Below are 12,876 nucleotides of genomic sequence, written 5' to 3' on the forward strand. Positions count from 1 at the left end.
TCAGGGCTGCGGCAGCGGCTCGGTCGCCGCGATCACCGCGGCCGCGCGCAGCAGGAAGAACGCGGGCATCGAGTCGGCGTCGGCCGCCGCGAGCTGCTCGGCCGCGGCGAGCAGCCCGTCGACGCGCTCCAGCGCCGGGCCGGCGGCCCCCGGGTCGGGGTCGCGGCACGCCGCGCGGGCGAGCACCACGCCGGGCATCGCCGGAGGCAGCCGCAGCGGTGGGCCCGCGCCCATGGCCCCGCCGAAGGCCATCGCCAGATAGGTGCCCACCCGCGCCAGGCGGCCGTTGACGAGCCGGTCGGGCGCGAGCCGGGGCGCGGTCGCCGAGGGCGGCGGCCCGCCCTCGAGCACCGCGCGCATGGTCCCGCCGGCCACCAGCGCCCGCTCCCCGGCGTCCAGTCCCGCGTAGGCGGCGGCGCGCAGGGTGAGGAAGAGCCCGGCGTCGGGCTGCCCGTAGGGGGCGTCGGAGGCGAAGACGATGCGCTCGGCGGGCACGCGGGCGAACAGCTCGACGACGTCGGCCGGTGACAGGGTCGACGTGTCGTACAGGACCGCGGGGTGGCCGGCCAGGCGGCTGGCGAACATGCCCTGGTCGGCGATCGCCGCGTGGGCGAGCACGAGCGCCACCTCCGGGAAGCGCAGCGCGAGGTCGGCCAGCGGGTCCATCCGCGGCATCCCCCGGCCGGCATGGATCAGGATCGGCACCCCGGCGTCGCGCGCCACCTCGAAGATCGCCTCCGCGGCGGCGTTGCCGAAGCCGAAGGCCTGGGCGCGCGGGTGCAGCTTGATGCCGCGCGCGCCGAGGCCGAGGCAGCGCTGCGCCTCGCCGACCGGGTCGTCGGCCGGGTCCAGGCGGCAGTAGGGGAACAGGCGGCCGCCGGACTCCGCGGCCCAGGCGAGGATCCGGTCGTTGGGGGCGCGGTAGGCCGGGTGGCGCTGGGGGTCGTGCAGCGCGAAGACGCAGGCCGCGGCGTCCGGGCCGACCTCGTCGAGCTGCCGGAGCAGGCTCGCGAGGTCCAGCGACCGCCCGTCCTCGTCGAGGCCGAGATGGGTGTGGGCGTCGATGATCCCGCCGCCGGGTGGGCCGAGCGCCTCGAGCTCGGCGCCGAGCGACGCGACCGCCGCGGACTCCGGGGGACCCGCAGCGGTCAGCGGGCGCCCGGAAGGTCGTAGACGGCCCTGGCGTTGCCGCCGAGGATCGCGCGGCGCAGGTCGTCGTCCAGCGACGTCGGCAGGGCCGAGGGCGGGTCGAAGTCCCAGTGCGGGTAGTCACTGGAGAACAACAGCCGGCCGGGCATGTCCAGCGCCGCGAGGGCCTCGTGGAACTGCTCGGGGCGCTCGGGCTCCTCGATGGGCTGCGTGGTGAACCAGAAGTGCTCGCGGATGTACTCCGAGGGCCGGCGCTGCAGGTGGGGCACCTCGCCCTTGAGCTGCTCGAACGCGCGGTCGAAGCGCCACAGGAACGGCGCCACCCACGACCAGCCGCCCTCCTGGATGACGATCTTCATGTCCGGGAAGCGCTCGAAGACGCCCTCGCACACCATGCTGGCCATCTGGTTGAACAGCGCCTGGGGCAGCCCGACGTGGTCCTCGTAGTAGTAGGAGACCCAGCCCGCACCGGTGATGAGGTTGTTGCCCGTCGAGCCCGGGTGCATCGCCAGCGGCATGCCGCGCCCCGTGCAGAGCTCGTAGAGCTTCCAGTACTTGCGGTGGCCCAGCGGCTTCTGCGTGCGGAACGGGATCTGGATCTGCACGAAGCGATCGTCGTCGGCCCAGCGCTCGGCCTCGGCCACGAGCGACTCGGGGTCCTCGAACGGGGTGCAGATCGACGCGCGCAGGCGGTCGTCGCGATCCAGCCACTGCTCGGCGACCCAGTCGTTCGTGGCCGCCATGAGCGCGTTGGTGAACTCCTGCGGCTGGTTGCCGCCGACGAACATCTGCACCGACATCATGATCGAGTTGAGGATCGCGATGTCGATGTGCTCGCGGTCGAGCAGCTGCTCGATGAAGAACTCGGGGTCCGAGCCGGGCAGCTTGCCGGAGGGCGACCAGGAGTCGGCGCGGGAGGCCATCCAGCGGGCGCGCACGATGCCCATCTCGCCGAGCGTGCGCAGGCCGTAGGTGTCCAGGTACTCCCGCCAGCGGGCCGGCAGGTGCGGACGCAGGTCGTCGAGCATCGGGAGGTTGTGGGAGTCGCAGTCCACCACGAAGTCGCGCTGGGCGAGGGAGCTCGGTGAACCTGGCGCGAGGGTTGTTTCGCTCATGCTTCACTCCTGCTGCGGATCGGGATGTGGACCCCTGGGGGCTGCGGCACCGTCCAGCATGCCATCTCGGGGCCCCGCGGCCAACCTCGGGCGCCCCGGCGGGCCGCGCCCTGTGTGCGCCATCCCACGGCTGCGGCATACAGGTCTGGCGCCCGTGGCCGACCTCAGGGGTGACCGCTGGGCAGCGTCGAGCGGTCGCCCGCCATGCCCCTCCCCGCCCGACTCCATCGCCCCGGCCGCACGCCCACGTCCCCGCTGACGCGGCTGCGGCGCATGTTCCTCGGGGCCGCCCTGGCCAGCCTGGTCCAGGCGACCGTGATGATCGCCGGCGCGGACGCGCCCGTGGCCGTTCGGGCGCTGGGGGCGGCCGCGGCCCTCGTGCTGTGCGCCAGCTGGCTGTCGGGCGCCCGGCGCGGCGCGTTCCGCCGGGCGGCCGACCTCGTCGAGGTGCCCGCGCTGCTCGTCCTGATGCACATCGCGCCCGGCAGCCCGTTCGTGCCGCTCTTCGGCCTGGCCTTCCGCTCGCTGTACGGCGGCCCGCGCGGCGCCATGGCGCGCTACGCGCTGTGGGTCGCCGCGCTGCTGCTCGCCCACGCCACCCGCGGCGCGGTCGAGATCCGAGCCGACCTGGCCCGCGCGCTCGGCCTCGCGATCGCCCCTCCGCTCTTCCAGGTCCTCCTCGCGGCCCTGCGCCGCCTCCAGGCCAGCGAGCAGCGGCTGGCCTCGCTCGTGCAGAACTCCACCGACGTCGTGACGGTCCTGGGCGAGGACCTCGTCATCACCTGGCAGGCGGAGCCGATCCGGACCGTCCTGGGCCACGACCCCGCCGACCTCAGCGGCACGTCGCTGCTGGACCTCGTCGACGAGGACGATCACGCGGCCCTGCACACCTTCGTCGACGACGCCGCCCGGCAGCATGGCCTCGTGCGGACGATCCCCCTGCACCTGCGCCACGCCGACGGCGGGCTGCGGGAGTTCGAGGTCGTCGTCTCCGACCGCCTCGGCGACCCCAGCGTCCGTGGCCTGGTCCTCAACATGCGCGACGCGACCGAGCGCAGCCGGCTGGAGCGCGAGCTGCGCCACCTCGCCGCCGAGCGCGAGCACGACGCGCTGCACGACCCGCTGACCGGGCTGGCCAACCGGCGCAAGCTCTTCCAGCGCCTGGAGGCCGCGATCGCCGCGGCCGTCGGCGAGGATCGCGCCGTGGCCCTGCTCATCATCGACCTCGACGGCTTCAAGGAGCTCAACGACACCCTCGGCCACCAGGCCGGCGACCGCCTCCTGAGCGAGATCGGCCCGCGGCTGGCCGCCGGTGCGCCGGCGGCCGACCTCGTCGCGCGCCTCGGCGGCGACGAGTTCGCCGTGGTGCTGGGCCCGGGCGTCACGCTGACCGAGGCCGAGCGCACCGCCTGCGCCATCCGCGCGATCATCGACCGCCCGGTGGCACTGAGCGGGCTGACGCTGCGGGTGCGCGCCAGCGTCGGCATCGCGATGTACCCCGAGCACGCGCCGAACCTGACGGCGCTGGTGCAGCGGGCCGACATCGCGATGTACTGCGCCAAGTCCGAGGGGCTCGGTCACAGCGTCTACGACCCCGCCCGCGACAGCTCCTCGACGCAGCGCCTGGCGCTCATGGGCGAGCTGCCCGAGGCGATCGAGTCCGACGAGCTCGTCGTGCTCTACCAGCCGCTGATCGACTTCCGCTCGGGCGCGATCGCCGGCGCCGAGGCGCTCGTGCGCTGGCAGCACCCCGTCCACGGGCTGCTCGGGCCCGACGTCCTGCTGCCGCTCGTCGAGCAGAGCGGCCTGATGTCCCTGCTCACCGGGCGCGTCCTGGATCGCGCGCTGGCCCAGCGCGCGGCGTGGAGCGCCGCGGGCCTGGACCTCGACGTGGCCGTCAACCTCGCCGCGCCCAACCTGATCGACATCGGCTTCGCCGCCGCGGTCGACGCGCTCCTGCGCGAGCACGGCGTGCCGCCCCGCGCCCTGACGCTCGAGGTCACCGAGACGATCGTGGCCGCCGACCCGCCGCGGGTCATCGGGGTGATGGGCCAGCTCCACGCGCTCGGGGTGCGGCTGTCGCTCGACGACTTCGGCACGGGGTCGTCCTCGCTCAGCTTCCTGCGCCGGCTGCCCGTGCAGGAGCTCAAGATCGACAAGTCGTTCGTGCTCGGCATGGACGGCCACGCCCACGACGGCGCGATCGTCAGGATGATCACCCGGCTCGGACACGACCTCGGCGTCTCTGTCGTCGCCGAGGGCATCGAGACCGCCGCGGTCTACGAGCACCTACGCGCCGGCGGCTGCGACCGCGGCCAGGGCTTCCTGCTCGGGCGCCCGGTCCCTGCGGACGAGCTCGCCCGGCTCGCCGCGGCCGAGCCCGCCGGCCGCGCCGCGGCCTGAGCGCCCGCCCGGTCAGCCCCGCAGCGGGCTGGGCTCCGTCCCGGCCCACAGCTCGGCGGCCGACGCCGCCTGGGCGCGCTCGCCGAGCGTGCGCGCGCGGCGACGCTCGCCGCCGCCGTCCGAGCGCCACGACCACAGCCGCCGGGTGAAGTGGTGCAGCTGGTACTCGCGCGTGGCCCCGATCGCGCCGTGGCACTGGTGCGCGCTGCGGGCGACCTCGGTCGCCGCCTCGGCGGCGATGAGCGCGAGGCTCCCGGCGCTCGCGGCCAGCGCCGCGTCGTCCTCGGCGCGGCAGGCGTCGTCGAGCATCGCGTCGACGAGCGCCGCGTGGGCGGCCATCGTCGCCAGGTGCGCGCCGACGAGCTGGAAGCGCGTCAGCGGGCGCCCGAACTGGCTGCGCCGCGACGTGTGCTCGCGCGTCAGGGCCAGCGCGCGGCCCAGAGCGCCGGCGATCTGCGCGCTGCGCAGCACCTCGGCGCGTGGCGCCAGCAGCGCGGCCGCGCGCCGCCCCTCCGAGCCGTCGGCCGCGGCGACCGCGACGGCGTCCAGGACGACGTCGTCGCGCGCCTGACCGGCGAGGTCGACGTGCGGCTCCACGGCCGCCCCGGGGCCCTCGAGGTCGACGACCACCAGCGCGCCGTCCGGCCCGGCCGCCACCAGCGCCCGGGCGTGGCGCGCCCACGGCACGCGGGCCAGCCGCCCGGTCGCCTCCGGGCCGCCGGGCGCGGGGCGCAGCGCGAGGGCATCGCCGTCGTGGGCGACCGTCAGGATCGCGCCCTCCGGCGGCTGCTCGAGCCCTGCGGTGGCCAGCGCCCAGCGCGCGAGCGCCGTCTCGACGAGCGGCATCGCCAGCGGATGGCGGCCCGCGGCCTGCGCGAGGATCACCAGGGGGCCGACGTCGTCGCCCATGCCGCCCAGGTCCTCGGGCAGCCCGGCGTGATCCCAGCCCAGCTCGGCGCACAGCGCCCACGCCTCGGCGGCGAGGCTGCCGTCGTCGGGCGGATCCCAGTCGGCCGGGTGCAGCGGCGCGAGCGCCTCCTCGAGCGACCGCTCCAGCAGCAGCGCCTCCTCGCGCGTCACCGGGCCACCTCCGCGTCCTTGGCGATGATGCCGGCCAGGATCTCGGTGGAGCCGCCGCGCAGCGAGATGCCGGGCATCGCGAGCTGCACGTCGGCGAGCATGGCGGCCGTGGCCTCCGAGCCGGGCTCCAGCAGCCGCCGGGCCGTCTCGAGCAGGTCCTGCTCGTAGCTTGTGCCCAGGAACTTCAGGATCGCCGCCGCCTGGGCGGGCGCCTCGCCGGCGTCCATGCGCCGCGCGGTCTCCCAGGCCAGGGTCCGCAGGCCGCGCAGGCGGGCGACGAGGCCGCCGATCGCCTCGGCCGCCGACGCGTCGCGCTCGGCGCCGGCGGCGAGCGCCTGCAGCAGCGGGTAGGTGCTCATGAAGCGCTCGGGACCCCCGCGCTCGAAGGCCAGCTGCGCGGTGACCTGCTCCCAGCCGCGTCCCACGGTGCCGATCACCCGGCCCTCGGGGACGAACGCGCCGTCGAAGAACACCTCGTTGAAGTGGTGCTCGCCGGCCAGGTCGTAGATCGGCCGGACCTCGACCTCGGGCGTGCGCATGTCGACCACGAACTCGCTGAGCCGTCCGGCCTTGCCGGCCGCCGAGTCGGTGACGGCCAGTACGTAGGCGAACTCGGCCCGGTGGGCGTTCGTCGTCCAGATCTTGGTGCCCGTGACGCGGAAGCCGTCGCCGTCGCGCTGCGCGACGGTGCGCACGGCGGCCAGGTCGGAGCCGGCCTCGCTCTCGCTCATCCCCAGGCAGAACGTCAGCTCGCCGGCGGCGATGGGCGGCAGCAGCTCGTGCTTGAGCGCCTCGGTGCCGTAGCGGAGGATCGCGGGGCCGATCTGGCGCTCGGCGATCCAGTGGGAGGCCACGGGCGCGCCGGCGCGCAGCAGCTCCTCCGTGACCACCAGCCGCGCCAGGTGCGGCTGCCCGCGGCCGCCGTAGGCCGTCGGCCAGGTGATCCCGAGCCAGCCGCGGCGCCCGAGGTCCTGCGAGAACCCACGGTCGACGCCGCGCATCCAGGCGTCGCAGCGCGGTGCGAAGCGCCCGGTGGCCTGCTCGGCGGCCAGGAAGGCGGCGACCTCGGACCGCAGCTCGGCGAGGGGCTCAGCCACCGTGGCCCTGCCCGGCCTGGTCGTCCTTGACGCGCACGAGTGCCGTGACCGTCTCGTTGACGGGCGCCGGCACCCCGTGCTCGTGCGCCAGGGGGCCGATGGCCCCGTTGATCACGTCGACCTCGGTGCGCCGTCCCGCCAGGACGTCGAGCAGCATGGAGGGCCGCGCGCCGGGGATCTTCTCCCCGAAGGCGCGGACGTAGGCCGACGCGTCGTCGAAGCCGAGGTCGACGTCCATCGCGCGCGCCACGGCGTAGGCCTCCTCGGCGCACGACGACGAGACCCACCAGCCGCTCGGGCTGTCGAGCATGCCCTGGATGGTGAGCCCCGTCATCGCGCAGGGCCCGGAGAAGGCGACGTTGCAGATGAGCTTCTCCCACACGAGCTTGTGCACGTCGTCGTAGGTGTTGACGGTGAAGCCGGCCGCGCGCCAGACGTCGGCCACGCGCTCGATCCGCGGGCTGACCGGTCCGCGGCGCTCCCCGAGCCGCACGAGCTCGAGCCCGTGGTGGTGCACGTGCCCCGGTCCCCGGATGGAGGCGCCGAAGCCGCCCACGACGCCCATCGCCACCCGGTCCTCGCCGAGGACGGCGGCGACGCGGTCGGCGCTGCCCAGGCCGTTCTGGATCGAGAGCACGAGCGTGTCGTCGCCGAGCAGCGGCGCGGCGGCGCGGGCCGCATCCTGCACGTGATGGGCCTTGGTCGCGATGACCACCAGGTCGACCTCGCCGGCCTCGCCGGCGTCGGTGGTGGCGTGCACGGCCACGGTGCTGTCGCCGCTGGCGCCCTCCACGCGCAGGCCGCGCTCGCGCATCGCGGCCACGTGCTCCTCGTCGACGTCGATGGCCCAGACCTCGTTGCCCGCCCGGCCCAGAAGGCCGGCGTAGACCGCGCCCATGGCGCCCACGCCGACGATCGCGATCCTCACAGGCGCTCGAGGACCTCCGACAGCGCCAGGACGTCGCCGTACTTGGCGTCGATGTCGGCGAGGTTGGCGCGGTGCGGCGCCTCGGCGCGGTCGGCGACGCACTCCTCGGGCACGACGATCCGGTAGCCGAGCGAGACGCCGTCCAGGGCGGTGGCCCGGATGCAGCCCGACGTCGAGCAGCCCGTGACGATCAGCGTGTCGACGTCCATCGTCTCCAGCAGCTCCTCCAGCGGCGTGCCGAAGAACGCCGACGAGCGCGTCTTGATGAACGACGCGTCGCTCTCCGCCGGGGCCAGGCGCGGGTGGACGCCGGTCGCGCGCGGGTCGGAGTCGACGAGCTGCAGCAGCGCCGGGACCTTGCGGCCCCACATGCCGGCGCTGGCCTCGGGGTCGGCGGCGTCGAAGGCCATCGTGGCGTACACGACGGGGACGCCGCGGGCGCGCGCGTGCTCCAGCAGGGTCGCGATGGCCTCGACGGTGGCGTCCATCGGGGCGCCGACGTCGTAGGCCGGGTCGCAGAACGCCTCGGACATGTCGATGACGACCACCGCGGCGCGCTCGCCGAACCCCGTGCGGTGTCCGATCCTGCGGCTCGCATAGAACTCGCCGAGCGTGTCGTGGTCCACGGTCGCGAATCTATCGGAGGATCCCGCCCGGTCGCCCGGCGCCGCGGCGGCGTTGGCGGATCCACCAGTTGCACGCGCCCGGGGAATGGTCGACGGTCGAGGCCCCACCACCACGAGGAGGCCTCCGTGCCCGACGTGTACGCCCTGCTGCTGGTCGACGGCATCGACGACCGCGAGACCTACCGGCGCTACGAGGAGCAGTTCGACGTGGACTCCTTCACCGCCCACGGCGGCGAGATCGTCATCAAGAGCGAGACCCCCGCGCCGATGGAGGGCGACTGGCCCTATCAGCGCGTGGTGCTGCTGCGGTTCCCGTCCCAGGCCCAGCTCGACGCCTGGTACGGATCGCCCGAGTACGCCTCGGTGCGCGAGCTGCGCCTCGCGTCGGCCCGGCAGCGGATGGCCGCCTTCCCGGCGCTGGAGTGGTCGGAGGAGACGCGGCTGATGGCCTAGCCGGCCGCTCGCGGCGCCGGCGCCTCGACGACGCCCAGGGCGTCGAGCTCGCGCTGCAGGCGCTCGCGCAGCGCTCCCTTGCGGATCTTGGTCGCCGACATCGGCCACTGCTCGACGAAGCGCACGTAGCGCGGGACCTTGTACGTCGCGATCCGGCCGAGGCAGTGGTCGATGAGCTCGCGCTCGGTGCACGCCGCCCCGGGGCGCAGCTGCACGAACGCCGCGCAGACCTCGACGTAGCGCCGGTCGGGCACGCCGACCACCTGGGCGATCGCCACCGCGGGGTGGGTGGCCAGGAACGTCTCGACCTCGGCGGCCGAGACGTTCTCGCCGCCCACCTTCATCATGTCCTTGATCCGGCCGGTGTAGGTCAGCCGCCCGTCGGCGTCGAGCCGGCCGAGGTCCCCGGAGTGAAACCAGCCCTCGTCGTCGATCACCGCTGCGGTGAGCTCGGGGGCCCGGAAGTAGCCCGCGAACCGCATCGATCCGCGGAAGAGGATCTCGCCCTCGACGCCGGCCGCGACGTCGCGGTCGCCGCCGGGCTCCACGACGCGGACCTCCATGCCCGGCAGCGGGTGGCCGCCCGAGGCCAGCCGCAGCTCCAGCGGGTCGGACGGCAGCGTCATCGTGCAGTAGCCCGTGGCCTCGGCCGCGCCGTAGTTCGAGAGCTGGACCACGTGCGGGATCCGCTCCTGCAGTTGGCGCAGGCGCTCGGGCGTGCCGACGTTGACGACGATCCGCAGCGCGCCGAGGTCGGCCGCCGCGAAGTCGGGGTGCTCGAGGATGCGCAGCCAGATCGTCTCGAAGGCGGGGACCGCGTGGGTGCAGCGGTGCTCGGCCAGCAGCCGCAGCGCGCGGCTGGGCTCGAAGCGGCCGGTGTGGCAGTAGCCGGCGCCCGAGCTCAGGCAGGCCACCAGCGCGGCCCAGCCGCCGTTGTGGAACAGGGGCAGCGGGCACCAGATCGCGTCGCCGGGCCCGAGGGACCAGCGCGCGGCGGCCAGCGCCCACCCCTGTCGCACCAATGCCCCGTGCGGGACCATGCAGCCCTTGGGCTCGGCCGAGGTGCCCGACGTGTACATGATCATCGCGATGTCGCCGCCCGCCGGGCCCCGCTCGCGCGCCGCGAGCTCCTCGCGCGTCACCGCGTGCGCCGCCTCCGCCAGGGCGTGGGCCGGGGTGAAGCCCGCGCCGCATCCCGGGCCGTCGGCGTCGAGCACGAGGACGGACCGCAGGAGCGGCGCGCCGTCCGACCACCGGTCCTCGCCGCCTCCGAACGCGGTCTGCAGGAGCGCGACGAAGTCCTGGTTCTCCGCCGTCGGCCCGGAGGTCACCAGGACGCGGAGCTGCGCATGGGCCACGACGTGGCGCAGCTCGTGGGCCTTGGAGCGCTCGTTGACCGGCACCACGGTCGCGCCGGCGCGCAGGGCCCCGAACGCGACGGCGAGGAAGTCGGCGCCCGGGCCGAGCAGGATCCCGACCGCGTCGCCGGGCCGGACCCCCGCCGCCAGCAGCAGGCGCGCGGCGCGGTCGGCCCGCGCGTCGAGGTCGCCGAAGGTCAGCGGCGCGCCCGGTGCCACCACCACCTCGGCGCCGGGCCACCGGTCCGCCGCGGCCCGCAGCAGCCCGCCGATCGTGTCGGCGAGGGGCTCGGCGGACGACATGCGCGCGGATGCCACCAGAGCCGCCCGCGGTCGTCAACCTCGAGCACGTCGCCGACCGGTTCGGCCTGCACGCGACATCACCGGCCCGGAACGGCCAGGAGGGCTTCACGCTGGGCCGCAGCCCGGCCCGCGACCTCGCCGGCGGGGCCGCAGCGGCCGCGCCGTGACCGCCACGCTCACCAGCGGCACGCCTCGGGGATCGCGGGGTGGTCGATCGCCGGGTACTTCTTGTGGATCGGCGCGACGACCTCCTCGCCGAAGCGCTGGATCTGCTCGGCGACCTCGGCCAGCGGCGGGCCCTCGACCATGCGGAAGCGCAGCGTGAAGTAGTCCACCCCGAACTCCTCGTGGTAGCGCTCGAGCTGCTCGATGCACTGCTGGGGGCTGCCCATGATCAGGTGCGGCGCGACGCGCTCGGCGGTGATGTCGTCCTCGGTCTGGAAGTCCGGGTGCTGGGTGTAGATGCCCTGGCGCACGTAGAAGCGCATCTCGTTGACGAAGTGGGTGCCGAACGCCCTGGCCGCGTCGTCGAAGCTGTCGGCGACCCAGCCGTCGCGCATGAGCACGATGAAGGGCGTCTTGCCCAGCTCCTCGGCGTACCCGCGGTAGGCGCCGGTGCGCTCGTCCCACTGCGGCTTCATCAGCGGGCCGGGGTCGCAGGTCCAGGCGTCACCGAACTCGGCCGAGCGCCGGATCGCCGCCGGGCTGGCGTTGCCGCCACCCCAGATCGGCCAGCCGCCCCGCTGCCACGGCTGGGGCGCGAGCAGCCCCTGCTGCACCTGGTAGAAGTCGCCGTCGAAGTCGAAGCGCTCCCCCTCGAACGCGAGCTGCCACACCTTCATGGCCTCCTTGAAGCGACCGAGCATGCGCTCCTGCGGCACGCCGAACTGCTGCCAGTAGCCCGGGTGGAACCCGCGCGAGACCGTCGTGTACAGCCGACCGCGCGACAGGTTGTCGATGACCGAGTACTGCTCGGCGGCCTTCATCGGGTGATACAGCGTGTTGATGTGCGTGAACGTGCCGATCGCGACCTTCGAGGTCTCGCGCGCGAGCACCGTCAGCAACTGCTCGGGCCCGGGCAGGTAGCACTCGGTCCGGCCGTGGCGGTGGGGCACCTGGAGCGAGTGGAACCCGGCCTTCTCGGCGATGATCCCCTCCTCGATCATCCCGTCCATCGTGTCGGCCACGTCCTCGCGGCCCGGCATGGGCTGGTCGTAGGCCCCCGGTTGGTGTCGATCAGGTACCCGATCCTCATTGCGTGCCTCCGTCGCGGTGGTCGCCCCACCTTCCTCCGGGCGATCGCACGTGACGACTGGCCCAAGCGCCAGTCGTCAGGCCGGCGGCGCGAAGTACCGGTCGACGTCGGTCACGTCGCCCAGGCCCGGCGGGTCCCAGTGCGGGTCGTGGTCCTTGTCGATCACGACGGCGCGGATGCCCTCCACGAAGTCGGGCGTCTGCAGGAACGCCTCGGCGATGCGCAGGTCCTGCTCCAGGCAGGCCTGCAGCGAGGAGCGCGCAGCGTCGGAGCGCAGCGCGCGCAGCGTCACCGCCAGCGCCGTGGGCGAGCGGGTGCGGATCGTCGCGGCCGCGGCCTGCGCGGCGTCCTCCTCGCGCGCCTCCAGGCGCCCGACGATCTCGGCCACCGACCCCGCCGCGTAGCACGCGTCGATCCAGGCGCGGTCGGCGGCGATCCCGCCGGGCGGCGGCTCGGCGCTCGCCGCGGCCACGGTGGCGATCGCCGCGTCGGGCGTGTCGCTCCCCAGCGCCGCCATCAGCTCGTCCAGGCGCGAGTGGTCGACGACGGCGTCGGCGAGCCCGATGGCGACCGCGTCGGCGGCCCCGATCGGCAACCCCGTCAACGCCAGGTGCGTGCCCGTCCGGCCGGGCGCGGCGGCGAGCAGGTGCGTGCCGCCGACGTCGGGGAAGAAGCCGATGCCGACCTCGGGCATGGCCGCGCGCAGCCGCTCGGTCGCCACCCGGTGGCTCGCGTGGCCGGCCAGGCCGATGCCCCCGCCCATGACGATGCCGTCCATGATCGCGACGACCGGCTTGGGGTAGCCGGCGATCCGCGCGTCCAGCGCGTACTCCCGGGCCCAGAACTCCAGCGCCGCCCCGTCGCGGGCCAGCGCGCTCTCGCGGAACATCCGGATGTCGCCCCCGGCGCAGAAGCCGCGCTCGCCGGCGCCGTCGAGGACGACCACGGAGACGGCGTCGTCGGCCTCCCAGGCGTCGAGCGCCGCGGCGATCGCCCCGACCATGACCGTGGTCAGCGCGTTGATGGCCTTCGGGCGGTTCAGCGTGATGCGCCCGACGGGCGCGTCGACGGCCGTCCGGACCTCGGAGGCGGGCTGCACGTCGGGCATC

12 protein-coding genes are annotated in these 12,876 nt (G+C 74.8%); 3 read left to right on the plus strand and 9 right to left on the minus strand.

What is annotated here, in order from left to right:
* Complete coding sequence (locus FSW04_RS25530) at positions 1-1,260, minus strand: amidohydrolase family protein (protein ID WP_321167699.1); 1,260 nt, start codon at positions 1,258-1,260, stop codon at positions 1-3.
* Complete coding sequence (locus FSW04_RS01875) at positions 1,149-2,264, minus strand: amidohydrolase family protein (protein ID WP_146915664.1); 1,116 nt, start codon at positions 2,262-2,264, stop codon at positions 1,149-1,151. The genes FSW04_RS25530 and FSW04_RS01875 overlap by 112 nt, the downstream gene beginning before the upstream one ends.
* 204 nt (positions 2,265-2,468) lie before the next feature.
* Here FSW04_RS01875 and FSW04_RS01880 point away from each other — a divergent pair, with 204 nt between their 5' ends.
* Positions 2,469-4,667 (plus strand): putative bifunctional diguanylate cyclase/phosphodiesterase, encoded by a 2,199-nt coding sequence (locus FSW04_RS01880; protein ID WP_146915666.1) that lies wholly within the window; start codon positions 2,469-2,471, stop codon positions 4,665-4,667.
* A gap of 12 nt (positions 4,668-4,679) precedes the next feature.
* On the opposite strand, the gene FSW04_RS01885 is transcribed toward FSW04_RS01880, so the two are convergent.
* From FSW04_RS01885 to FSW04_RS01900, 4 genes are read right to left on the minus strand one after another with little or no spacing between them, the layout of a single operon-like run.
* On the minus strand, positions 4,680-5,747 hold the full coding sequence (locus tag FSW04_RS01885; RefSeq protein ID WP_146915668.1) for an acyl-CoA dehydrogenase family protein: 1,068 nt from the start codon (positions 5,745-5,747) through the stop codon (positions 4,680-4,682).
* Positions 5,744-6,844 (minus strand): acyl-CoA dehydrogenase family protein, encoded by a 1,101-nt coding sequence (locus FSW04_RS01890; RefSeq protein ID WP_146915670.1) that lies wholly within the window; start codon positions 6,842-6,844, stop codon positions 5,744-5,746. Before FSW04_RS01890 ends, FSW04_RS01885 begins: the two co-directional genes overlap by 4 nt.
* Positions 6,837-7,772, minus strand: a complete 936-nt coding sequence (locus FSW04_RS01895; protein ID WP_146915672.1) for a ketopantoate reductase family protein — start codon at positions 7,770-7,772, stop codon at positions 6,837-6,839. The genes FSW04_RS01890 and FSW04_RS01895 overlap by 8 nt, the downstream gene beginning before the upstream one ends.
* Positions 7,769-8,398 carry an isochorismatase family protein gene (locus FSW04_RS01900; protein ID WP_228430797.1) on the minus strand — a complete coding sequence of 210 codons (630 nt, stop codon included), beginning with the start codon at positions 8,396-8,398 and terminating at the stop codon, positions 7,769-7,771. Before FSW04_RS01900 ends, FSW04_RS01895 begins: the two co-directional genes overlap by 4 nt.
* A gap of 126 nt (positions 8,399-8,524) precedes the next feature.
* Here FSW04_RS01900 and FSW04_RS25535 point away from each other — a divergent pair, with 126 nt between their 5' ends.
* Complete coding sequence (locus FSW04_RS25535; RefSeq protein ID WP_187369159.1) at positions 8,525-8,851, plus strand: DUF1330 domain-containing protein; 327 nt, start codon at positions 8,525-8,527, stop codon at positions 8,849-8,851.
* Here the strand turns inward: FSW04_RS25535 and FSW04_RS01910 are convergent.
* A complete protein-coding gene (locus FSW04_RS01910) occupies positions 8,848-10,512 on the minus strand; it encodes a class I adenylate-forming enzyme family protein (protein WP_146915677.1) in 1,665 nt (554 codons plus the stop codon). The two genes, FSW04_RS25535 and FSW04_RS01910, sit on opposite strands and share 4 nt — an antisense overlap.
* 8 nt (positions 10,513-10,520) lie before the next feature.
* Here FSW04_RS01910 and FSW04_RS25540 point away from each other — a divergent pair, with 8 nt between their 5' ends.
* A complete protein-coding gene (locus FSW04_RS25540) occupies positions 10,521-10,679 on the plus strand; it encodes a hypothetical protein (RefSeq protein WP_187369160.1) in 159 nt (52 codons plus the stop codon).
* Positions 10,680-10,688: 9 nt separating this feature from the next.
* Here the strand turns inward: FSW04_RS25540 and FSW04_RS01915 are convergent, their stop codons facing one another.
* Positions 10,689-11,717, minus strand: a complete 1,029-nt coding sequence (locus FSW04_RS01915; RefSeq protein WP_146915679.1) for an LLM class flavin-dependent oxidoreductase — start codon at positions 11,715-11,717, stop codon at positions 10,689-10,691.
* 126 nt (positions 11,718-11,843) lie between these two features.
* Positions 11,844-12,875, minus strand: coding sequence for an enoyl-CoA hydratase/isomerase family protein (locus FSW04_RS01920; protein ID WP_146915681.1), 1,032 nt, complete (start codon positions 12,873-12,875; stop codon positions 11,844-11,846).
* Between the last annotated feature and the right edge of the window lies 1 nt (position 12,876).

Origin of the sequence: Baekduia soli (assembly GCF_007970665.1) — a bacterium.
Lineage (GTDB): Bacteria > Actinomycetota > Thermoleophilia > Solirubrobacterales > Solirubrobacteraceae > Baekduia > Baekduia soli.